The sequence below is a fragment of the Pseudomonas sp. GW821-FHT07G10 genome, assembly GCF_059418545.1.
In genome coordinates, this window is the sequence record NZ_JBWKQB010000007.1 from 19,330 (window position 1) to 40,268 (window position 20,939).

21 protein-coding genes are annotated in these 20,939 nt (G+C 58.6%); 14 read left to right on the top strand and 7 right to left on the bottom strand.

Features of this window, described 5'->3' with window-relative positions:
• Nucleotides 1-5 precede the first annotated feature (5 nt).
• A complete protein-coding gene (locus tag AC07O1_RS10910; RefSeq protein ID WP_494995449.1) occupies nucleotides 6-350 on the bottom strand; it encodes a cupin domain-containing protein in 345 nt (114 codons plus the stop codon).
• Between the two features lie 312 nt (nucleotides 351-662).
• On the opposite strand from AC07O1_RS10910, the gene kynB reads away from it, so the two are divergent.
• A complete protein-coding gene (kynB, locus tag AC07O1_RS10915; protein WP_495088774.1) occupies nucleotides 663-1,328 on the top strand; it encodes an arylformamidase in 666 nt (221 codons plus the stop codon).
• Nucleotides 1,325-2,179, top strand: coding sequence for a tryptophan 2,3-dioxygenase (kynA, locus tag AC07O1_RS10920; protein WP_495088775.1), 855 nt, complete (start codon nucleotides 1,325-1,327; stop codon nucleotides 2,177-2,179). Before kynB ends, kynA begins: the two co-directional genes overlap by 4 nt.
• A gap of 63 nt (nucleotides 2,180-2,242) precedes the next feature.
• Here the strand turns inward: kynA and AC07O1_RS10925 are convergent, their stop codons facing one another.
• The 4 genes from AC07O1_RS10925 to antA form a co-directional block, all read right to left on the bottom strand.
• Nucleotides 2,243-3,646, bottom strand: coding sequence for an amino acid permease (locus tag AC07O1_RS10925; protein WP_495088776.1), 1,404 nt, complete (start codon nucleotides 3,644-3,646; stop codon nucleotides 2,243-2,245).
• Nucleotides 3,647-3,722: 76 nt separating this feature from the next.
• Nucleotides 3,723-4,745 carry an anthranilate 1,2-dioxygenase electron transfer component AntC gene (antC, locus tag AC07O1_RS10930; protein ID WP_495088777.1) on the bottom strand — a complete coding sequence of 341 codons (1,023 nt, stop codon included), beginning with the start codon at nucleotides 4,743-4,745 and terminating at the stop codon, nucleotides 3,723-3,725.
• An 18-nt stretch (nucleotides 4,746-4,763) separates the two neighbouring features.
• Complete coding sequence (gene antB / locus AC07O1_RS10935) at nucleotides 4,764-5,255, bottom strand: anthranilate 1,2-dioxygenase small subunit (protein ID WP_495088778.1); 492 nt, start codon at nucleotides 5,253-5,255, stop codon at nucleotides 4,764-4,766.
• A 2-nt stretch (nucleotides 5,256-5,257) separates the two neighbouring features.
• On the bottom strand, nucleotides 5,258-6,646 hold the full coding sequence (gene antA / locus AC07O1_RS10940) for an anthranilate 1,2-dioxygenase large subunit (protein WP_495013238.1): 1,389 nt from the start codon (nucleotides 6,644-6,646) through the stop codon (nucleotides 5,258-5,260).
• A 447-nt stretch (nucleotides 6,647-7,093) separates the two neighbouring features.
• On the opposite strand from antA, the gene AC07O1_RS10945 reads away from it, so the two are divergent.
• A complete protein-coding gene (locus tag AC07O1_RS10945; protein ID WP_495088779.1) occupies nucleotides 7,094-8,107 on the top strand; it encodes an AraC family transcriptional regulator in 1,014 nt (337 codons plus the stop codon).
• Nucleotides 8,108-8,119: 12 nt separating this feature from the next.
• Here the strand turns inward: AC07O1_RS10945 and AC07O1_RS10950 are convergent, their stop codons facing one another.
• Nucleotides 8,120-9,004: a LysR family transcriptional regulator gene (locus tag AC07O1_RS10950; RefSeq protein WP_495088780.1), complete on the bottom strand. Its 885-nt coding sequence runs from the start codon at nucleotides 9,002-9,004 to the stop codon at nucleotides 8,120-8,122.
• 136 nt (nucleotides 9,005-9,140) lie between these two features.
• On the opposite strand from AC07O1_RS10950, the gene AC07O1_RS10955 reads away from it, so the two are divergent.
• The 8 genes from AC07O1_RS10955 (at nucleotide 9,141) to AC07O1_RS10990 (ending at nucleotide 16,459) form a co-directional block, all read left to right on the top strand.
• Nucleotides 9,141-10,289 carry a muconate cycloisomerase family protein gene (locus tag AC07O1_RS10955; protein ID WP_495088781.1) on the top strand — a complete coding sequence of 383 codons (1,149 nt, stop codon included), beginning with the start codon at nucleotides 9,141-9,143 and terminating at the stop codon, nucleotides 10,287-10,289.
• A gap of 12 nt (nucleotides 10,290-10,301) precedes the next feature.
• Complete coding sequence (gene catC, locus AC07O1_RS10960; protein WP_495088782.1) at nucleotides 10,302-10,592, top strand: muconolactone Delta-isomerase; 291 nt, start codon at nucleotides 10,302-10,304, stop codon at nucleotides 10,590-10,592.
• 52 nt (nucleotides 10,593-10,644) lie between these two features.
• Complete coding sequence (gene catA / locus AC07O1_RS10965) at nucleotides 10,645-11,574, top strand: catechol 1,2-dioxygenase (RefSeq protein WP_494995439.1); 930 nt, start codon at nucleotides 10,645-10,647, stop codon at nucleotides 11,572-11,574.
• A gap of 110 nt (nucleotides 11,575-11,684) precedes the next feature.
• Nucleotides 11,685-12,641 carry an AraC family transcriptional regulator gene (locus AC07O1_RS10970; RefSeq protein WP_494995438.1) on the top strand — a complete coding sequence of 319 codons (957 nt, stop codon included), beginning with the start codon at nucleotides 11,685-11,687 and terminating at the stop codon, nucleotides 12,639-12,641.
• Nucleotides 12,642-12,781: 140 nt separating this feature from the next.
• A complete protein-coding gene (gene benA / locus AC07O1_RS10975) occupies nucleotides 12,782-14,140 on the top strand; it encodes a benzoate 1,2-dioxygenase large subunit (protein WP_495088783.1) in 1,359 nt (452 codons plus the stop codon).
• A complete protein-coding gene (benB, locus tag AC07O1_RS10980) occupies nucleotides 14,140-14,628 on the top strand; it encodes a benzoate 1,2-dioxygenase small subunit (protein WP_495088784.1) in 489 nt (162 codons plus the stop codon). Before benA ends, benB begins: the two co-directional genes overlap by 1 nt.
• A 10-nt stretch (nucleotides 14,629-14,638) precedes the next feature.
• The gene (gene benC / locus AC07O1_RS10985) at nucleotides 14,639-15,652 is read left to right on the top strand and encodes a benzoate 1,2-dioxygenase electron transfer component BenC (RefSeq protein ID WP_495088785.1); all 1,014 of its coding nucleotides are present in this window, start codon (nucleotides 14,639-14,641) and stop codon (nucleotides 15,650-15,652) included.
• Nucleotides 15,653-15,679: 27 nt separating this feature from the next.
• On the top strand, nucleotides 15,680-16,459 hold the full coding sequence (locus AC07O1_RS10990) for a 1,6-dihydroxycyclohexa-2,4-diene-1-carboxylate dehydrogenase (protein WP_495088786.1): 780 nt from the start codon (nucleotides 15,680-15,682) through the stop codon (nucleotides 16,457-16,459).
• 126 nt (nucleotides 16,460-16,585) lie between these two features.
• Here AC07O1_RS10990 and AC07O1_RS10995 read toward each other — a convergent pair whose 3' ends face one another.
• Nucleotides 16,586-17,059: an Lrp/AsnC family transcriptional regulator gene (locus AC07O1_RS10995; protein WP_419118732.1), complete on the bottom strand. Its 474-nt coding sequence runs from the start codon at nucleotides 17,057-17,059 to the stop codon at nucleotides 16,586-16,588.
• A gap of 220 nt (nucleotides 17,060-17,279) precedes the next feature.
• On the opposite strand from AC07O1_RS10995, the gene kynU reads away from it, so the two are divergent.
• From kynU to AC07O1_RS11010, 3 genes are all read left to right on the top strand, one after another.
• Nucleotides 17,280-18,530, top strand: coding sequence for a kynureninase (kynU, locus tag AC07O1_RS11000; protein ID WP_495088787.1), 1,251 nt, complete (start codon nucleotides 17,280-17,282; stop codon nucleotides 18,528-18,530).
• Nucleotides 18,531-18,578: 48 nt separating this feature from the next.
• Nucleotides 18,579-19,991: an amino acid permease gene (locus tag AC07O1_RS11005; RefSeq protein ID WP_495088788.1), complete on the top strand. Its 1,413-nt coding sequence runs from the start codon at nucleotides 18,579-18,581 to the stop codon at nucleotides 19,989-19,991.
• Between the two features lie 376 nt (nucleotides 19,992-20,367).
• Complete coding sequence (locus AC07O1_RS11010) at nucleotides 20,368-20,937, top strand: acyl carrier protein (RefSeq protein ID WP_495088789.1); 570 nt, start codon at nucleotides 20,368-20,370, stop codon at nucleotides 20,935-20,937.
• Nucleotides 20,938-20,939 lie beyond the last annotated feature (2 nt).

Sequence of the window (20,939 nt, forward strand, 5' to 3'; positions counted from 1 at the left end):
GAGGTTCAGGCAAACACGAAATACTTGCGCACTGTCTCGACCACTTCCCAAGTGCCTGTCATCCCCGGCTCCACGACGAAAATATCACCCGCCCGCAGATGGATCGGCGCCATGCCGTCCGGGGTGATCACGCAGTAGCCTTCCTGAAAATGGCAGTACTCCCACTTCACATACTCAACTCGCCATTTGCCCGGTGTGCAGATCCAGGTGCCCATGATCTTGCTGCCGTCTTCGCTGGTGTAGGCGTTCAGGTTGACGGTGTGCGGGTCGCCTTCGAGCTTTTCCCATTTGCAGGCATCGAGCACTGGCAACGGGTGAGTATCGCGCAGGACGGTAATCGGTTTGGACATGATGACTCCGGACGGTAGGGAGAACTGAAGTCGCACCCTATAGGGCTTGGCGAGGCGTCAGTTGTCTGTACTCGACACTGAGCTATCCAGAAACGCAGTGGCCTTCGAGCATCGTTGTAATGCTCGAAGGATGGAAGCAGGCGTTTGGATTAACCGTTCGGAAGTCGATTTCGCTCATTGAAATTTCTGCCCGGTAAACGCCTGATTCTTAGCAATATGTGCGAAATACTTGGGCGTTTCCGAAGGATTTCGCAAGAATATTCACAGGTATCACTCGTATCATTCACTTCAGAACAGGCCGAGAGCTTCGCAATGAAAGAAACAATATCGTGGTGGGATATAAGTCCGCCCTTGAGCACCGCTACACCCACCTGGCCGGGTGATACACCTTTTCAAGAAGAGCGCGTCTGGAAGTTCGGGCCAGAGTGCCCGGTGAATGTCGGGCGCATCACTCTGTCTCCTCACACGGGTGCCCATGTCGATGCGCCGCTGCATTACAGCGCTGACGGAGCAGCAATTGGCGATGTGTCGCTGGATGTCTATATCGGTCCGTGCCGCGTGTTGCATTGCCTGGACAGCGGCCGGCTGGTGCACCCTGAACAGCTTGAAGGTCGCTTGCAAGACCTGCCTGAACGCATCCTGCTGCGCACCTATCGACAAGCACCGCTAACCTCCTGGGATCCGGACTTCACCGCTGTCGCCAAAGAAACCGTCGACCTGCTGGCAAGCCTGGGCGTGCGGTTGATCGGTATCGATACGCCGTCACTGGACCCTCAACAATCCAAAACCATGGATGCGCACAATGCGGTGGCCCGGCATGGCATGGCTATCCTGGAAGGCATCGTGCTCGATGACGTCCCGGAAGGGGACTATGAATTGATCGCTTTGCCGCTGCGCTTTGCCAACCTGGATGCCAGTCCGGTCAGGGCGGTCCTGCGTCCACTCAATCCACTGCAACGTGAGGAGTCTGTTCGATGAGCCAATGTCCCTATTCGCCGGCCAGCCAGACAGATGAATGGCATAACGCCGAACTGAATTTTTCCGACACCATGAGCTATGGCGACTACCTGGACCTGGGCAAGATTCTCAACGCCCAGCATCCCTTGTCCCCGGACCATAACGAGATGCTGTTCATCATCCAGCATCAGACGTCCGAGCTGTGGATGAAGCTGATGCTGCATGAGCTCAAGGCCGCCCGCGAACACGTCAGGCTGGGTGAGCTGCCGCCGGCGTTCAAAATGCTGGCGCGGGTTTCGCGGATCTTCGATCAGCTGGTGCATGCCTGGACGGTGCTGGCGACCATGACCCCCACCGAGTATCACGCGATCCGGCCATTTCTGGGCCAGTCGTCGGGCTTTCAGTCGTTTCAATACCGCGAGATAGAATTCATTCTGGGCAACAAGAGTGCAACGCTATTGCGTCCGCATGCTCACCGTCCCGAGTTGTTGGCAGAGCTTGAAAAGGCGATTGCCACGCCTTCGTTGTATGACGAAGCGATTCGGTTGATGGTCAGCGCAGGATTGGCGATTGATCCGCAGCGCTTCGAGCGCGACCCGGCCAACCCGACCGTTCATGACGCCTCGGTCGAAGCCGCCTGGCGTGTGGTGTACACCGATCCTTCGCGGTATTGGGATCTCTACCAGTTGGCGGAAAAGCTGATCGACCTGGAAGACTCGTTCCGTCAATGGCGCTTCCGGCATGTCACGACCGTTGAGCGGATCATCGGTTTTCAACCGGGCACAGGCGGCACTGAAGGTGTCGGCTATCTTCGCAAGATGCTCGACACGGTGTTGTTCCCGGAGTTGTGGCGAGTGCGTTCCACCCTCTGACCCACAATAAAAGAAGCCCCGGCATTCACCGAATGCCGGGGCTTTTTATCGTCTGGTTGACGGCTATTGAGCGACCGACAACGAGCGAGTCCTGGCTAACCGAATTCGGTAGCACACGAACAGGATCAGCACCCAGACCGGGATGGCGTAGACCGACGCACGTACCCCTGGAATCAACAGCATCACGTAAATGATCACGGCCATGAAGGCCAGGCACAGGTAATTGGTGTAAGGCGACCAGAATGCCTTGAAGCCTGGCACGATGCCGCGTTGGCCCATGACCTTGCGAAACTTCAGGTGAGTCAGGCTGATCAGCGCCCAGTTGATCATCAACGAGGCGACCACCAGCGCGAACAGCAACTCAAGCGCTTCATGCGGGGCGACATAGTTGACCAGCACGCACAACATGGTGATCAACGCGGAGATGCCCAGCGCCAGTAACGGTACGCCCTGCTTGTTCAGCTTCATCAGCGCCTTGGGGGCATCGCCCTGTTCCGCCAGGCCGTAGAGCATACGGCTGTTGCAGTAGACGCCGCTGTTGTAGACCGAGAGCGCCGCGGTGAGTACCACAAAATTGAGGATTTGCGCCGCGGTGTTGCTGCCGATCAAGGCGAAAATTTGCACAAACGGACTGCCGCTGTAGGCATCGCCGGAAGCGCCCAATGTCTGTAGCAGTTGGTCCCATGGGTACAGCGACAGCAGCACGGTGAGCGCGCCGACATAGAAGATCAACACGCGGTAAACCACCTGATTGATCGCCTTGGGAATGATCTTCCTCGGCTCGCTGGCTTCAGCGGCGGTGATGCCGACCAGCTCCAGGCCGCCGAATGAAAACATGATGAACGCCATCGCCATCAGCAAACCGTTGGTGCCGTTGGGGAAGAAGCCGCCATGGCTCCACAGGTTGCTCACCGAGGCCTGCGGGCCGCCGGTGCCGCTGACCAGCATGTAACAGCCCAGGGCAATCATGCCGATGATCGCCACAACCTTGATGATCGCGAACCAGAACTCCATTTCGCCGAAGATTTTGACGTTCATCGTGTTGATCAGGTTGACCAGCACGAAGAACACCGCCGCACTGACCCAGGTCGGCACCTCGGGCCACCAGAACTGCACATATTTGCCAACGGCCGTCAGCTCCGCCATGCCCACCAGCACATACAGCACCCAGTAGTTCCAGCCGGACAGGAAACCGGCAAAACCGCCCCAGTAATTGTGGGCAAAGTGGCTGAAGGAGCCCGCCACGGGTTCCTCGACGATCATCTCTCCCAGCTGACGCATGATCAGAAAGGCGATAAACCCGGCAATCGCATAGCCGAGGATCATCGACGGCCCGGCCGACTTGAGCACGCCGGCGGAGCCCAGAAACAGTCCGGTGCCAATCGCTCCGCCCAATGCGATCAGCTGAATATGACGATTTTTCAACCCCCGCTTGAGCTCACCCTGTTGCAAGATGTCATCCGCCATCGTGTTTCCTTTTAGTTGTAATGGTCAGGCTTGGTTTGAATGCGTCAGTTTATTCAATTGCGCTCATTTTAAGGGCTCAGGCATTACTCTCGGTAAATTTTTCGTAATACAGATGAACGTTGTCCAGGGTTTGGGCCTGCAACCAGGTCTTGATCGACTCGACCATGGGCGGTGGCCCGCAGACGTACATGTCGACCGCCGCGTCGCGCAGTTCGCTGGTGTCGAAATGCTCGGCAATGTAGCCGCGCTTTCCCTCCCATTCCGGCGATGGATCACTGACCACCTCGGTGTAGCGAAACCCCGGAATGCATTCGGCATAGGCCTCAATGCGCGCGCTTTCGCACAGATCGGCGGCGTCCCGCACACCGTAGTACAAATGCACGGGCTGCTCGCAACCGCGCTCGGCAATCTCGTCGAGCATGCCGAGCAGTGCCGATAGCCCGGTGCCACCGGCGACCAGGATCAGCGGTTTGGCGATGTGGCGAAGATAGAACGCCCCCAGCGGCGCTTGCAGCCCGATTTCGTCGCCGACCTGGCAGCGTTCACGGATGTAGTTGCTCATGACTCCGTCGGGCAGCAGGCGAATCAGGAACTGCAGGTGATTGCTGCTGTTCGGTCGGTTGGCGAACGAGTAGGAGCGTTTGCTCTGGGTACCCGGGATCAGCAGTCGGGCGTATTGGCCCGGCAGGAAATCCAGTGGCTGGCCTGCCGTGCCCATATCCAGGTGCAAGATCGCGGTGCTGGCCGAGACCTGCCTGACTTCGGTGACCGTACCGGTGAGTTGGTCCGGGCCTGATGCATTGCACAGGCTAGAGGCGAAGTCGAAGTAAAACGTGGCATCGGATTTCACCCGAGTCTGGCAGGTGAGCATTTTGCGTTGTTGCAGGTCCTGGCTGGAAAGGGCCTCCTCGTCCACATAATCCTGGCTGTAGTCGCCCGATTCGCAGCGGCCCTGGCAGGTTCCGCAGACGCCCTCGCGGCAATCCAGGGGAATATTGATGCCGTTGCGCAGGGCGGCGTCGAGCAGTATTTCATTGGGTTGTACGGGAAAAAACAGCGTTTTGCCGTCGGCAAAGCTGAACGCGACCTTGTGATTCATGCCCCGGTCTCCATGGATTCAGAGGTGGTAGAAGTCGAGCACCGAGTTGATGGTGTCGTTGAGCAGCAGGACGTGCTTGCGGGTAATGACCCAGCTGTCTTCACGGGGCTTGAGGCGATAGGTCGCGTTCCCGTAAAACTGCTCGGAAGTGGCCAGGCGATAGAACAGGGTGTGCCAGTTCAGACGCACCTCCAGGTCACCGCCCTCAAGTTCACTGATGCGCACATTGTTGATCAGGTGCAGCGTGCGCGGCATCGGCGTCGCGGAGGCGGCCTTGCCAGTACGCAGGCGAAACACCCGGTCCTCCAGGCCTGAGCGGTTGGGGTAGTAGATCAGTGACATTTCGCGCTTGGGGTCGAGGGTGTAGACGTGTTCCGAGTCCCATTGCGGCAGGTGGAATTCACTGTGTTCGTCGAACAGTCTGATATAGGCGTCCCAGTCCTTGGCGTCGCACAGTTCGGACTTGCGATAGAAAAATTGCTCGATCTGGTACTGCAATTGCTGATTCATGTTCACACCTCACGCAGCTTCAAGGATTTCGCTTCCAGACCATCGAGCAGAAATTTCTGCCAGTTGCTGTGCTGGTTGACGTAAAGCCCTTCGTGGGTGAATTCGGTGCCCGTCATTGCCGGCAGGATGCCAATCGACTCACTGTTGGGGGTGGCGCCGGTAGCCCATTGGTGACTGCCGCGAGAAATATCGCTCCAGCGCTCCAGGCGCGCCTGGAAACCACGCTGGGCTTCGCGGAACTCCACCAGGTCATCCGGGGTGCCGAGTCCGGAAACGTTGAAGAAGTCTTCGAACTGACGAATCCTGTTCTCCCGATCCGCGTCCGACTCGTGCTTGACGCCCAGGCACTGGCTGATGATTTCAGTCTTGTTCCAGGCTACCGGGCGGATGATGCGCAGTTGCGAACTGATCTGATCGAGGAAAAACAGGCTGGGATAGATGTTCAGGTTGCGCAGGCGATGCATCATCCATTCGGCTTTTTCCTGGCCATGCTCTTCGATCAAACGCGGCATGATCGTGGCGTAGCCGGAGCGCACTGCCGGGTTCGGCATATCGCTGAACAGCACGCTATGACCATTATTGAAGGCGAACCAGCCGTCATCGGTATTGGCATCGCCAGCGCCCAGCTTGCTGTAGTCAAGCGTGTCGCCGGCGCTGGTGCCGTTCTCGCTGTTGACCTGCTGGCGATGCTGCACGGTGGCCACGTAGTTATAGTGAACCGTGCTGACGTGATAGCCGTCCAGACCGTTTTCGTTCTGCAGTTTCCAGTTGCCGTCGTAGGTGTAGGCGGACTTGCCGGGCAGCACTTCCAGCTCACCGGTCGGCGACTGGGCGACCATCATGTCGAAGAACACCTTGGCATCGCCGAGGAAATCTTCAAGGCTGTTTTCGCCGTGCACGTCCAGACTGATGAACACAAAGCCCTTGTAGCTCTGGATGCGAGCCTTTTTCAGGCCGCGAGTGGCTTTGTCGAAACCTTCCGGGTATTCGCCGGGAGCCTTGACCTTGACCAGGCGTCCGTCGCTTTTGTAGCACCAGGCGTGGAACGGGCAGGTGAATGTCGACTGGTTGCCCTTGCCGACACGGGTCAATGTCGTGCCGCGATGCTGGCAGGCATTGATCAGCGCGTTGAGCTGACCGTCGCCGTCGCGGGTAATGATCATTGGCTGGCGGCCGGCACGCATGGTGATGAAGTCGTGATTGTTGGCCAGCTCACTTTCGTGGCAGGCGTAGATCCAGTTCTTCTCGAAGATCAGCTCCATCTCCAGATCGAACAGCTGCGGCTCGGTAAAAATATCCCGGGCAATCCGGAACACGCCGTCTGCCGGACGGAAGTCCAGGCAGCCCTCGATAAACTCTTTCCACTGTTCGACGCTTTTTGCACCACTCATGGGTGTGTACCTTTTTTATTCGGGCCAATCGGTACGCTCATTAGAGAGAGTGGGGCGGGCAGGGGTCTATCCGGTTTGTCGGCGAAGGCAGTCCATAAAGTTCGTGGGCAATTGACGCGCTGATCCCGTAGCAGCCTTCGGCAGCTGCTACGGGGACGGTTTTAACCTGGGGTAACACCCGGGCTTTGCGCTGGGCAGCTAATACTCAAAGCGGTGCACCAGTCGATGAACGGCTGCACCCGTTTGCAGCAATCAGGTACTGTTTTGCGGTGCGTCGAACGCTGTTCGATGGCTTGCCTGCGCTTCAAGACGGATGCTTTATCCGCTTAGTCGGTGATCGCTATCCACTGGGTTGGCTGGGTCGTCTTGTGGCGTGGAACTTGCTCTTTTCAAGCCTGATACGCGCCGTTAGAGCGCGCAAAAAAATATTGCCGTGGGTGCGCCGTGATGAGTAGCAAAGCTGATCCGCAGTTTCGCGACATTCGTATCGATCGCTATGACCTTGAGGGTGCGAGGCACTGGATGTCCGGTATCTGCGGCCCGCACCGGCTCCAGACCTCGACCCCCGAGCGGATCCGCTTTCATCACAGCGCCAATGTGTTCAAGTCGATGGCCACGACCCTGGGCACCATCGAATATGGCACTGATGTCACTATCGATATCGAAGACGCCGAGCACTTCAGCAGTTACAGCCTGAGTTTGCCTTTGGTGGGCGAGCAGGAACTGAGCAAGAACGGCACCCTATTGAAGTCCAACCGCGATCAAGGGGTGATCATTTCCCCGAATGAAAGCCAGGTGCTGGCGATCTCCGGCGACTGTCGCAAAGTCCAGGTGGTGATCACTCGAGTCGCCATGAGTGAGTCCCTGGAGGGGATGCTGCAACGTCCGCTGGATGCGCCGCTGCGTTTCGAGTCGGTGATGGATGCGGTCGACGGGGCGTCGGCCTCATGGTGGCGCATGGCGCGTTATTTCATTGCCGAGCTGGAACGCAGCAGTGAACTGTACGAGAAGGTGGCCTTCACTCGGGACATCGAAAGCTCTTTGATCAAAGGTTTGATCCTCGCCCAGCCGAACAATTATTCCGAGGAGCTGCGGGACGTGTTGGGGGTCAAGCTGCCGCATTATCTGATCAGGGCCAAGCAGTACATTCACGATAACGCCCGCGAAGCGTTGCATCTGGAGGACATCGAAGCTGCGGCCGGCGTCTCGCGTTTCAAGTTGTTCGAGGCGTTCAAGAAGTACTTCGCGCTGTCACCGATGGTCTACCTGAAAAAATACCGGTTGAATGCCGTGCGTCAGGAAATCCTCGAGCATGGCTCGGCGCGCAATATCTCCGAGATCGCCATGGGCTGGGGCTTCACGCACCTTGGGCGGTTTTCCGCCGAGTACCGCAAGTTGTTCGACGAATCCCCGAGCATGACCGTGCAGCGTAACGAAGCCCGGCGCATGCGTGGGCTCTGAATATCCCGGCGTCTAGGCTTGAATCAGCAACTCTTCAATCAGTTGCAGGCAGTGATTGAGGCCTGGCGACTGGTCGGCAACACGGCGACTGAGAATGATCGACGAGGTGGCCGTGGCTTCGAGTAACGAGGTGTAGCCGATATCGGCGCGGTGCAGCACCTGTACCGAGGCCGGCACCAGGGTCACGCCCATGCCGGCAGCGACCAGACCGATGGCGGTCTGCAACTCATTGGTCCACTGGGACACCTTGATACTCAGCCCATGGGCATCGAAGAGCGCGATCACATGGTCGGCGTAGCTCGGCCTGGGATTGCCCGGATACAGCACGAAAGGCTCCTTGGCCAACTCGGCAAGCGTCGTCGGCCCGGCCAGCAATGGGTGACCGGCGGGGAGGACGGCGACCAGCCGATCTTCGATCAGTACGCGTTGCTGAATCGCCGGATCATCAATGCGGATGCGGCCGAAGCCGACATCGATCCTGCCGGCCTTGAGTGCCTGGACCTGTTGCAGGGTGGTCATCTCCGACAAGCCCAGTTCCAGCTCCAGGGCGTCGTTGTTACGCAAGCGGCGAATCAGCTCTGGCAGCATGCCGTATAAGGTCGAAGGGGCAAAACCGATACCCAGCCAGGTCTTCTCGCCCAGCCCGATGCGACGGGTGTTGTCGCAGACCTTGCCCAGTTGCTCGAGCAAGACATTGGAGTGCTCATAAAAATACCGTCCGGCTTCAGTCAGTCGCAGCGGGCGACCGCGCTCCAGCAGCACCACGCCCAACTCGTCTTCCAGTTGCTGAATCTGTCGGCTGAGGGGCGGCTGAGCGATATGCAGACGCTCGGCGGCGCGAGTGAAGTTGAGGGTTTCCCCCAGGACCTGGAAATAACGCAGGTGGCGAAGCTCCATGGGGACTCCTCAAAGAGTGCGGATCAGTGTGCTGCATACCCTTGGGGTATGGATCGAGACCAATTCTATATTGGAACGGCTAAAAAATGGGGGGCAGAATCGGGCAAAACAAGCAAAGAACCTGACGGGTATCGACATGCACGCTAGCGCCATTGAATCGATCGAGACGATCATCGTCGATCTTCCGACCATCCGCCCGCACAAGCTGGCGATGCACACGATGCAGAACCAGACCCTGGTGATCATCCGTCTGCGTTGCGCCGACGGTATCGAAGGCATCGGCGAGTCCACCACCATTGGTGGCCTGAGCTACGGCAACGAAAGTCCGGACAGTATCAAGACCAACATCGATCGCCACTTCGCACCGCTGCTGATCGGTCAGGATGCCTGCAACATCAACGCGGCCATGCTGCGGCTCGATCGCAGCATTCGCGGCAACACCTTCGCCAAATCGGGGATCGAAACCGCGTTGCTCGATGCCCAGGGCAAACGCCTTGGCCTGCCGGTCAGCGAGTTGTTGGGAGGGCGTGTCCGTGATGCCCTGCCGGTGGCCTGGACCCTGGCCAGCGGCAACACTGAAAAAGACATTGCCGAAGCCGAACAGATGCTCGATCTGCGCCGCCACCGGATCTTCAAGCTGAAGATCGGCGCCGGTGAAGTGAGCCAGGATCTGGCCCATGTCATTGCCATCAAAAAGGCCCTGGGTGATCGCGCCAGCGTCCGCGTTGACGTCAATCAGGCCTGGGATGAAGCCGTCGCCCTGCGGGCCTGCCAGGTGTTGGGCGACAACGGCATCGATCTGATCGAACAGCCGATCTCGCGCAATAACCGCAGCGGGATGGCCCGGCTCAACCTGTCCAGCCCGGCACCGATCATGGCCGACGAGTCCATCGAATGTGTCGAAGACGCCTTCAATCTGGCCCGCGAAGGCGCGGCCTCGGTGTTTGCCCTGAAGATCGCCAAGAACGGCGGCCCGCGTGCCGTATTGCGCACCGCTGCAATTGCCGAAGCGGCGGGGATCGGCCTGTACGGCGGCACCATGCTCGAGGGCGGGATTGGCACGCTGGCGTCGGCCCATGCCTTTCTGACGCTGGCCAGGCTGGCGTGGGATACCGAGCTGTTCGGTCCGCTGTTATTGACCGAGGACATTCTCACCGCACCACTGGTCTATCGCGATTTTCAGCTGCATGTGTCAAACGAGCCGGGCCTGGGCCTGACCCTCGACGAGGAGCGCCTGGCGTTCTTCCGACGCGACAAATCTTCCCCTGTCACTTCACACGCCTGAGGACATCAGACCATGTTGTTCCACGTAAAAATGACCGTGAACCTGCCGGTCGACATGAATCCCGAGCGCGCCGCGCATCTCAAGGCTGATGAAAAAGCCCTGGCCCAGCGCCTGCAACAGCAAGGCAAGTGGCGGCACCTGTGGCGGATCGCCGGGCTCTACGCCAACTACAGCGTATTCGACGTCGACAGCGTGCAGGAGCTGCATGATCTGCTGATGCAGCTGCCGCTCTATCCGTACATGGCCATCGAAGTGAATGCACTGTGCCGGCACCCTTCGTCGATTCACGAAGATGACCGCTAGGCCAGATGACCTTTGTGCTCCAACCTAATAAATACAAGATGAGGAATAAATCATGTCAGTCAGAATTTCCCATACTGCCAGCGTCCAGAAGTTTCTCGAAGAAGCCAGCGGTAACCTCAACGAGGGTGGCAATCCACGGGCCAAGGCGCTGATCTACCGGATCCTGCGTGACTCGGTAAACATCATCGAAGACCTGGAAGTGACCCCGGAAGAGTTCTGGAAAGCGGTCAACTACCTCAACGAACTGGGCAAAAACCAGGAAGCCGGTTTGCTCGTGGCAGGTTTAGGCCTTGAGCATTATCTGGACCTGCTGATGGATGCCGAGGACGAGCAGGCCGGCAAGTCGGGCGGTACGCCACGGACCATCGAAGGGCCGCTGTATGTGGCCGGTGCGCCGCTCTCCAAATACGAAGCGCGTCTCGATGACGGTCTGGATCCGGGCGTCGTGTTGTTCATGCAAGGCCAGGTCCGCGACACCGACGGCAAGCCGTTGGCCGGCGCCATTGTCGATGTCTGGCAAGCCAACACCGGTGGCACCTACTCCTACTTCGATGGCACGCAGTCGGAGTTCAACCTGCGCCGCCGTATCGAGACCGATGCCCAGGGACACTATCGCTTCCGTAGTATCGTGCCGTCCGGCTATGGCTGCCCGCCGACCGGGCCGACCCAGCAGTTGCTGGATCAGTTGGGCCGCCACGGCCAGCGCCCGGCGCATATCCACTTCTTCATTTCGGCGCCCGGCCATCGGCACCTGACCACTCAGATCAACCTGTCCGGCGATCCGTACCTGCACGACGACTTCGCCTATGCGACCCGTGATGAGCTGATCGCCGAAATTCGTTTCAGCGAAGATCAGGAGATGGCCCGCGAGCTGGGTGTCGAGGGGCGTTTCGCGCAGATCGACTTTGACTTTACCTTGCAGTCCGCCGCCGAGCCGGTTGAACAGAAGCGTATGGAGCGGGTCCGCGCCCTGGAAGACTGACAGCCCATTGCCCGTAAAGCCGCGAGATAACCGACCGTTTATCTCGCGGCGTTGTTCGCGGCATTGGCTGGCATAGAATCACAGCTGAAGAACAATAAGAGTGACCGGTTATGGAAAGTCGTCTGCTGAGCGAGCGCAGCATGGTGTTTGAGCGTGCCGACCCCTATGCGGTGTCCGGTTACGTCAATCAGCATGTCGGCGTGCATTGCATCCATCTGCCCAGGGCCTCCAGCCCTCAGGCCAGTCTCAATCATCGCAAATTCGCCAGCCTTGACCTGTGCCGCATCAGCTATGGCGGCAGCGTTCACGTCACCTCACCGGCACTGGAAACCATCTACCACCTGCAAGTGCTGCTCAGGGGCAATTGCCTGTGGCGCGGGCGTGATCAGGAACACTACCTGGCGCCTGGCGAATTGTTGCTGATCAATCCCGATGACCCGGTCGATCTGACCTATTCCGCAGACTGCGAAAAATTCATTCTGAAAGTACCGACCAGCCTGCTGGAATCGGCCTGCCTGGAGCAGCGCTGGTTATACCCGGAGCCGGGTGTGCGCTTTATGCAGAATCGCTACAGCCTGGGAGAGCTGGAAGGCTTCGTCAATTTGCTGGCCATGGTCTGTATGGAAGCTGAAGCGGGCGAACCCATGCTCCAGGTCCAGGAGCATTACGCCCAGATCGTTGCGAGCAAGATGCTCAGCCTGATGAAAACCAACGTCAGTCGCGCTCATCTGAGCTCCCGTGGTGCCACCTTCGAGCACATCGTCGACTACATCGAGCAGAACCTGAAACAGGACATCTGCAGTGAAGAACTGGCGCTTCAGGCCCGCATGAGCCTGCGTTCGCTGTATTCGCTGTTCGAGCGCCATGCCCAAACCACGCCGAATAACTACATTCGCCTGAAGAAGCTGGAGCGGGTGCATGCCTGTCTCAGTGATGAGACCTGCAACGTGCGCAACGTCACGGAGCTGGCCATGGACTATGGCTTCCTGCACCTGGGACGGTTCTCGCAAAGCTATCGCCAGCAGTTCGGCGAACTGCCGTCGGATACCCTCAAACGCCGTCACTGAATCTGCGCTCCACCCCCTCTGAATCCCCGTCCCCCCCAGTGCAGAAAACGGATAGCGATCTGCACTCAACGGATATTGCCGTTTGCGCCACCTCCCTAGCATGAGCCTTGCCTGAATAAAAACAACGGAGGGCTGTGGCCATGTCTTTGCGACCTGAATACCTTCATTCACTGCTTGAAGAAGACCCGGAACAAGGCGTCTATCGCTGCAAGCGAGAGATGTTCACTGACCCGCGGTTGTTCGACCTGGAAATGGAACACATCTTCGAAGGGAATTGGCTGTACCTGGCCCATGAGAGCCAGATCCCTAACAAGAATGACTTCTACACCACCACCATGGGCCGCCAGTCGATCTTTATCGCGCGGAACAAGGGTGGCGTGCTCAATGCGTTCATCAACGCCTGCAGTCACCGCGGCGCGATGTTGTGCCGGCACAAGACCGGCAACAAGGCGTCCTATACCTGCCCGTTCCATGGCTGGACCTTCAACAACTCCGGCAAGCTGCTCAAGGTCAAGGACCCGGCCGAAGCGGGCTACCCGTCGAGTTTCAACTGCGAAGGCTCCCACGACCTGACCAAGGTTGCGCGGTTCGAGTCCTATCGCGGTTTTCTGTTCGGCAGCCTGAACGCCGATGTAGTGCCGCTGGCCGAGCATCTGGGCGAGTCGGCGAAGATCATCGACATGATCGTCGATCAATCCGCCGACGGCCTTGAAGTGCTACGCGGCTCCTCCAGCTACATCTACGAAGGCAACTGGAAACTCACCGCCGAGAACGGTGCCGACGGTTATCACGTCAGCTCCGTGCACTGGAACTACGCGGCCACCCAGAGCCAGCGCAAGCAGCGCGAGGCCGGTGACTGCAATCCGACCATGAGTGCCGGCAGCTGGGCCAAGCAGGGCGGTGGTTTCTACTCCTTCGACAAGGGCCACATGCTGCTATGGACCCGTTGGGCCAACCCGGAAGACCGTCCGTTGTACGAGCGTCGCGATGAGCTGGCCCAGGACTTCGGCCAGGCCCGCGCCGACTGGATGATCGAGAACTCACGCAACCTTTGCCTGTACCCCAACGTCTATCTGATGGATCAGTTCAGTTCGCAGATCCGCATCGCCCGGCCGATCTCGGTGAATCGCACCGAAATCACCATCTACTGCATCGCCCCGAAAGGCGAGAGCGACGACGCCCGTTCCAAGCGCATTCGCCAGTATGAGGATTTCTTCAACGTCAGCGGCATGGCTACTCCCGATGACCTGGAAGAATTCCGCTCCTGCCAGGTGGGTTATCAGGGCAGCGCAGGCTGGAACGACATGTCGCGCGGCGCCATGCATTGGGTCGAAGGCGCCGATCCGGCAGCACAGGAAATCGATTTGCACCCGCTGCTCAGCGGCGTACGCACCGAAGATGAAGGTCTGTTCGTGCTGCAACACAAGTACTGGCAGGAGACCATGCTCAAGGCACTGGCCGCCGAACAATCGAAAACGATCCCCGTGGAGGCCGTGTGATGAGTATTTCCCATGACGCGGTGCGTGACTTCCTCTACCGCGAAGCGCGCTACCTGGACGACAAGGACTGGGACAACTGGCTGGAACTGTACGCCGCCGATGCGAGTTTCTGGATGCCGTCCTGGGACGACAACGACGAGCTGACCGAAGATCCGCAACGAGAAATCTCGCTGATCTGGTACGGCAACCGTGGTGGCCTGGAGGACCGGGTTTTCCGTATCAAGACCGAGCGTTCCAGCGCCAGCGTGCCGGACACCCGGACCTCGCACAACATCAGCAATATTGAGTTGCTGGAAGTCGCCGATGGCCAGTGCAAGGTGCGTTTCAACTGGCACACCCTGAGTTTTCGCTACAAGACCGTGGACAGCTATTTCGGGAGCAGTTTCTACACCCTCGACGTGCGCGGCGAAACCCCACTGATCAAGGCCAAGAAAGTCATCCTGAAGAACGATTACGTCCGTCAGGTCATCGACATCTACCATTTGTGAGGCCGCTGCCATGAGCCATCAAATTGCATTGAATTTCGAAGACGGGGTGACCCGTTTCATCGCCGCCAATGCTGGCGAAACCGTCGCCGACGCGGCCTATCGTCAAGGTATCAATATTCCGCTGGATTGCCGTGACGGCGCCTGCGGTACCTGCAAGTGTTTCGCTGAAGCCGGTCGCTATGATCTGGGCGAAGAGTACATCGAGGATGCGCTCAGCGAGGATGAGGCCGCTCAGGGTTACGTGCTGACCTGCCAGATGCGCGCGCAAAGCGACTGCGTGGTGCGAGTACCGGTGTCTTCGGACGTTTGTCGCACTCAGCAGACCCACTACAACGCCGCCATCAGCGAGATCCGCCAGCTCTCCGACAGCACCCTGTCGCTGTCGATCAAGGGTGAGGCACTGAGCAAACTGGCGTTCCTGCCGGGGCAATACGTCAACCTGCAAGTGCCCGGCAGCGAACAGACCCGCGCCTATTCCTTCAGCTCGTTGCAGCGCGAGGGCGAGGTCAGTTTCCTGATCCGCAATGTTCCGGGCGGGCTGATGAGCAGTTTTCTCACAGGTCTTGCGAAGGCCGGCGACTCGATCAACCTGGCCGGTCCGTTGGGCTCTTTCTATTTGCGGGAAATTCGTCGGCCGTTGTTGTTACTGGCGGGCGGGACCGGGCTGGCGCCGTTCACGGCAATGCTGGAAAAAATCGCCGAGCAGGGCAGTGACTATCCGTTGCACCTGATCTACGGCGTGACCAACGACCACGATTTGGTGGAAATGGAGCGGCTGCAAGGGTTCGCGGCGAGCATTCCAAACTTCAGCTTCAGTGCGTGCGTCGCCAATCCGGACAGCGGCCATCCGCTCAAGGGCTACGTCACCCAACATATCGAACCGCAGCACCTCAACGCCGGTGATGTCGACGTCTACCTCTGCGGGCCACCACCGATGGTCGATGGGGTCAGCCGTTACCTGGCCGAACAGGGCATTGCGCCGGCGAACTTCTACTACGAGAAGTTCGCTGCCAGCGCGGCCTGAATCCAATCCCATGGTTGAGGAGATGACATGAGCAGTTTACGTTTCAAGGGTAAGGTCGCGTTGATCACCGGCGCAGCCCAGGGCATTGGCCGACGGGTCGCCGAGCGCATGGCGGCCGAAGGTGCGCGCTTGGTGGTGGTCGATCGTTCTGAATTGATTTTCGAATTGCGCGATGAGCTTGCGGCCGGCAGCGAAGTGCTGGCGCTGACCGCCGATCTTGAGCAGTACGCAGAGTGCGGCCGGGTCATGGCCCAGGCTGTCGAGCGCTTCGGTCGGCTGGATATTCTGATCAACAACGTCGGCGGGACGATCTGGGCCAAGCCATTCGAGCATTACAAACCGGACGAGATCATGAGCGAGGTGCAACGCTCGCTGTTCCCGACACTCTGGTGCTGCCATGCCGCGTTGCCCTACATGCTGGAGCAGGGCAGCGGAGCCATCGTCAACGTGTCTTCCGTCGCCACCCGCAGTATTCACCGCGTGCCTTATGGCGCGGCCAAAGGCGGAGTGAACGCGCTGACGGCATGCCTGGCCTTCGAGACCGCCGAGCGCGGAATCCGGGTCAATGCCACGGCCCCCGGCGGTACTGAAGCACCGCCCCGGCGCATACCGCGCAACAGTGCCGAGCAAACGCCGCAAGAGAAAATCTGGTACCAGCAGATCGTTGAACAGACCTGCGACAGCAGCCTGATGAAGCGCTACGGCACGGTCGATGAGCAGGCAGCGGCGATATTGTTTCTGGCCTCGGACGAGGCGTCCTATATCACTGGCATGACACTGCCGGTGGGCGGTGGTGATCAGGGCTGATCACCTGCGAGCACGGGCTTGAGGCAAAGAAAATCCAATGTAGGAGCGAGCTTGCTCGCGATAGCATCACCGCGGTCATTCAGATACACCGCGGTACCCGCATCGCGAGCAAGCTCGCTCCTACACTCACTTACGCACCACCAGATCAAGCAACTCTTCTCGTTCCTTGATTTTCTGCAGGACGATTTCCGAGCGGATATCGGTGACGCCAGCGGTGCGGTTCAGCTGATTGACGATGAAGTCCGAGAAATGTTTCAGGTTGCGCGCCTGGACTCGCAGCACATAGTTGCTCGCCCCGGTAATCACGTAGGCGGTGACCACTTCCGGCCACAATTGGACCTTCTTGATGAAGGTCTCGTGCCAGTCCTCGACGTCCTGTCGCAATGACACATGGACGATGGCTTCGAGCTCGATTCCCAGCCGTTCGGCGTTCAGCACCGCGCGATAGCCGGTGATGATTCCCTCACTTTCCAGCAGCCGCAAACGGCGTAAACAGGCCGACGGCGACAGTGCGACTTTCTCCGCCAATTCCTGGTTGCTGATACGGCCATCCTGTTGCAGGTGATGCAGGATTCGCAGGTCTGTCGAGTCGAGAGTCATGGCTAGAATAAATCCGCGTTTATTTGGGTTGGATTCGAATTTTCTTCGAGATAACTACTATACGGCCACTTACTTTGCACGAAAATTCTCCAAAACTTCGTTCATTATCTCTCCACCGTGAAGGCGTAAATAACGCCTGAAACACGACACTCACACCCATGCTCGACCCGACTATCGCGATTTGCCCGGACGGCACGTCATTCAAAAAACAGGACACTCAATGACTACAAGAAACGATTGCCTGGCGCTTGATGCGCAGGACGCTCTGGCTCCTTTGCGTCAGCAGTTTGCGCTCCCCGAAGGCGTGATTTATCTCGACGGCAACTCCCTGGGCGCTCGCCCGGTCGCAGCACTGGCGCGTGCTCAGGCGGTGATCGCCGAGGAGTGGGGCAATGGTCTGATCCGCAGCTGGAACAGCGCCGGCTGGCGCGACCTGCCTGAACGTCTGGGCAATCGATTGGCGGGGCTGATTGGTGCCGGTGACGGTGAAGTGGTGGTGACCGACACCACCTCGATCAACCTGTTCAAGGTGCTCAGTGCTGCGCTGCGCGTGCAGGCCACGAGAGCGCCGACGCGGCGGGTGATCGTCACCGAGACCAGCAACTTCCCGACTGATCTGTACATCGCCGAAGGTCTGGCGGACCTGCTGCAGCAGGGCTATTGCCTGCGTCTGGTCGACAGCCCTGAAGAGCTGCCGCAAGCGATTGACCAGGACACCGCGGTGGTGATGCTCACCCACGTCAACTACAAGACCGGCTACATGCACGACATGCAGGCCCTGACCGCGCTGACTCACGAGTGTGGTGCGCTGGCCATCTGGGATCTGGCGCATTCCGCCGGGGCGGTGCCGGTCGATCTGCATCAGGCGGGCGCCGACTACGCCATCGGCTGTACCTACAAGTACCTTAATGGCGGCCCTGGTTCGCAAGCCTTCGTCTGGGTTTCACCTGAACTGTGCGATCTGGTTACGCAGCCGCTGTCTGGCTGGTTCGGCCATTCACGGCAGTTCGCCATGGAGTCTCGCTACGAGCCGAGCAGCGGTATTGCCCGCTATTTGTGCGGCACCCAGCCCATCACTTCATTGGCGATGGTGGAGTGCGGTCTGGATATTTTCGCCCAGACCGACATGGCCAGCCTGCGCAGCAAATCCCTGGCACTGACCGACTTGTTCATCCAGTTGGTCGAGCAGCGCTGCGCCGCTCACGAGCTGACCCTGATCACCCCTCGCGAACACGCCAAACGCGGCAGCCATGTCAGCTTCGAACATCCCGAAGGTTATGCGGTGATCCAGGCCTTGATCGCCCGTGGCGTGATCGGTGATTACCGCGAGCCACGGATCATGCGGTTCGGCTTCACCCCGCTGTACACCGGCTTCACCGAGGTCTGGGACGCAGTGCAGATTCTCGGCGAGATTCTCGATCAGAAAACCTGGTCCCAGGAGCAGTTCCAGATCCGCCATAGCGTCACTTGACGTCAAGGTTTTGTATCCGTGCAATCACAATAAAAAGGGGCACACAAAGTGACCACCTCCAAAAAAGGTTTCGAAGCGATTTCCAATCGTGAGCAGGGCCTGCGGCGCCAGCTCACATCGGGTCAGATGAGCATGATCGCCATTGGCGGCGCGATTGGCACCGGCCTGTTCATGGGCAGTGCCTACGCCATTGGTTATGCCGGGCCGAGCGTGCTGCTCAGCTACGCGATTGGCGCGATCATCACGCTGCTGTTGATGGGCTGTCTGGCAGAAATGACCGTGGCCCATTCGACCTCCGGCTCGTTCGGTGCCTATGCCGAATTCTATGTCAGCCCGCTGGCCGGGTTTCTGGTGCGCTACGCCTATTGGGCGGCGATTGTGCTGGCGGTGGGCACGGAAGTGACGGCGGTCGCGATGTACATGAAGTACTGGTTCGCCAACGTGCCGGAATGGATCTGGATCGTCTCGTTCTCCAGCATTCTGATCGTGCTCAACGCCATCAGCGTGAAGACTTTCGGCACCTTCGAGTACTGGTTCTCGACCATCAAGATCGGTGCGATTGTCGGCTTTATCATCCTGGCGGTGTATGTGGTGTTCGGTGCCGGCAATCCGGATTACGGCGTGCACAACTACATGGCTCACGGCGGCTTCTTCCCCAATGGTCTGCAAGGGATGTGGGTCGCGGTGATCGTGTCGATCTTCAGTTACCTGAGCGTGGAAATGATCGCGGTGGCAGCCGGTGAGGCGCAGGATCCGGAGCGGGCGGTGAAGAAGGCCTTTCGCGCGACCATCGTGCGGCTGGTGGTCTTCTACCTGCTGACCCTGGCGTTGATGTTGGCGATTGTGCCGTGGGTTCAGGCCGGTCATGCCCAGAGTCCATTCGTCACCGTCATGCAGACCATCGGTATTCCCGGTGCTACCGGGGTGATGAACTTCGTGATTCTGATCGCCGCGTTGTCGGCGATGAACAGTCAGCTCTACATCACCACGCGCATGATGTTCAGCCTGTCCCGTGGCGGCTATGCACCCAAGTCCATGGGCGCGTTGAGCAAGACCGGGATCCCGCTCAATGCCTTGTTGCTGTCCAGTTCGGGGATTGCTTTGGCGACGTTGCTGAACGTGGTGTACCCGGAAAGCTCCTTTACCTTGATGATGGCGATCTCGATGTTCGGCGCCATCTTCACCTGGTTCATGATCTTCCTGACCCACTACTGTTTCCGCCGTTACCAGGAGCGCAACGGCGAGCGGAAACTGTCCTTCCGCATGCGGTTGTTCCCCTACACCACGCTGTTGGGGCTGGTGCTGATGGGCGCTGTGATGATCACCACCTACTTTACCGATGCCTTCAAGATGACCCTGGTATTCGGTGTGCCTTTCCTGCTGATCCTCACGGTTGTCTATTGGATCTTCTTTAGAAAACCCAAGGCAACCACAGTATTGAATCCGCTGCCAAAGGTTTAGACGCAGGAGATGTGCATTGCCGGCCCGGCGGTTTTCAAAGACCGTCGGGCCGGCATTGTTTCTAAGCATTCTCGAAGTCAGCTAATTGCCACAACTCTCCCTCATCAGTTAATCCACTCTCTTTAAAATGTGTGAATGGTGGAACTACCGTTCCAGTTTTGCTCTTTCGGCTGCACTCTTTTTCTGTGCATCGAACAGGTGTTTAAAGTACCGGTTTTAAGCGCAAAACAGTTCTTTAAAAAACCATGACCACACGTTGACTCTCCCCTCAAGGGGAGAGTTTAGACTCCGGCGCCGTTGGAAAAGACCCAGGGGGAATCAAACCTCTTGCGCTGTTTTTCAATAACCCTGCGCACAATTTATACGGAGATAAATGATGAACAATCCATTGGAGTTGGAGAGCGTTATTACGAGTACTCGCGAAATCCTCGCGCAGTTGCTGGTGATGGAAGTCGATGCTATCGATGAACACAGCAGTATCGTGGAAGACCTCAGTGCCGACTCTCTGGATATTGTCGACCTGAGCTTTCAGTTGGGTCGCACTTATGGCTGCACCTTGCCGAAAACCAGCGTGCTGGATCACGCGGTAGCGGTGTTTGGCGACGTCAGCCAGTTTGTCGACAAGGGCCGTATCACCGACGCCGGTGTGGAGCTTCTCGAACAAAGCCTGAGCGCTTATGCCCCGGGTCAGCTGCGGGGCGGCATGCAGCCGGTGGACGTGTTCGCTGCCACCACCGTGCGCAACTGGGCACAACAGTGCCACAGCGTCTTCAACTACCTGCCCCCGACATGCCCGGAGTGTGGCGCCACCCAAGCGCGTCTCAATGAACGCCGGCAGGTGGTCTGTTCCGGCTGCAGCGCTCGATTGGTCCCGATGGAAGGGGACGAAATCTCTCGCCAACTGGTGGAAAAATATGCCGCGTCCCGCTTGCAAGAAACGGCCTAGGA

Excerpts from the sequence above, each read along its gene's own strand:
- kynA (WP_495088775.1), top strand. The coding sequence starts at position 1,325 with ATGAGCCAATGTCCCTATTCGCCGGCCAGCCAGACAGATGAATGGCAT.
- AC07O1_RS10910 (WP_494995449.1), bottom strand. The coding sequence starts at position 350 with ATGTCCAAACCGATTACCGTCCTGCGCGATACTCACCCGTTGCCAGTG.
- antC (WP_495088777.1), bottom strand. The coding sequence starts at position 4,745 with ATGAATCACAAGGTCGCGTTCAGCTTTGCCGACGGCAAAACGCTGTTT.
- AC07O1_RS10950 (WP_495088780.1), bottom strand. The coding sequence starts at position 9,004 with ATGGAGCTTCGCCACCTGCGTTATTTCCAGGTCCTGGGGGAAACCCTC.
- kynB (WP_495088774.1), top strand. The coding sequence starts at position 663 with ATGAAAGAAACAATATCGTGGTGGGATATAAGTCCGCCCTTGAGCACC.
- catA (WP_494995439.1), top strand. The coding sequence starts at position 10,645 with ATGTCAGTCAGAATTTCCCATACTGCCAGCGTCCAGAAGTTTCTCGAA.
- benB (WP_495088784.1), top strand. The coding sequence starts at position 14,140 with ATGAGTATTTCCCATGACGCGGTGCGTGACTTCCTCTACCGCGAAGCG.
- AC07O1_RS10955 (WP_495088781.1), top strand. The coding sequence starts at position 9,141 with ATGCACGCTAGCGCCATTGAATCGATCGAGACGATCATCGTCGATCTT.
- AC07O1_RS10970 (WP_494995438.1), top strand. The coding sequence starts at position 11,685 with ATGGAAAGTCGTCTGCTGAGCGAGCGCAGCATGGTGTTTGAGCGTGCC.
- AC07O1_RS10945 (WP_495088779.1), top strand. The coding sequence starts at position 7,094 with ATGAGTAGCAAAGCTGATCCGCAGTTTCGCGACATTCGTATCGATCGC.
- antB (WP_495088778.1), bottom strand. The coding sequence starts at position 5,255 with ATGAATCAGCAATTGCAGTACCAGATCGAGCAATTTTTCTATCGCAAG.
- AC07O1_RS10995 (WP_419118732.1), bottom strand. The coding sequence starts at position 17,059 with ATGACTCTCGACTCGACAGACCTGCGAATCCTGCATCACCTGCAACAG.
- catC (WP_495088782.1), top strand. The coding sequence starts at position 10,302 with ATGTTGTTCCACGTAAAAATGACCGTGAACCTGCCGGTCGACATGAAT.
- kynU (WP_495088787.1), top strand. The coding sequence starts at position 17,280 with ATGACTACAAGAAACGATTGCCTGGCGCTTGATGCGCAGGACGCTCTG.
- AC07O1_RS10990 (WP_495088786.1), top strand. The coding sequence starts at position 15,680 with ATGAGCAGTTTACGTTTCAAGGGTAAGGTCGCGTTGATCACCGGCGCA.
- antA (WP_495013238.1), bottom strand. The coding sequence starts at position 6,646 with ATGAGTGGTGCAAAAAGCGTCGAACAGTGGAAAGAGTTTATCGAGGGC.
- benA (WP_495088783.1), top strand. The coding sequence starts at position 12,782 with ATGTCTTTGCGACCTGAATACCTTCATTCACTGCTTGAAGAAGACCCG.
- benC (WP_495088785.1), top strand. The coding sequence starts at position 14,639 with ATGAGCCATCAAATTGCATTGAATTTCGAAGACGGGGTGACCCGTTTC.
- AC07O1_RS11010 (WP_495088789.1), top strand. The coding sequence starts at position 20,368 with ATGAACAATCCATTGGAGTTGGAGAGCGTTATTACGAGTACTCGCGAA.
- AC07O1_RS10925 (WP_495088776.1), bottom strand. The coding sequence starts at position 3,646 with ATGGCGGATGACATCTTGCAACAGGGTGAGCTCAAGCGGGGGTTGAAA.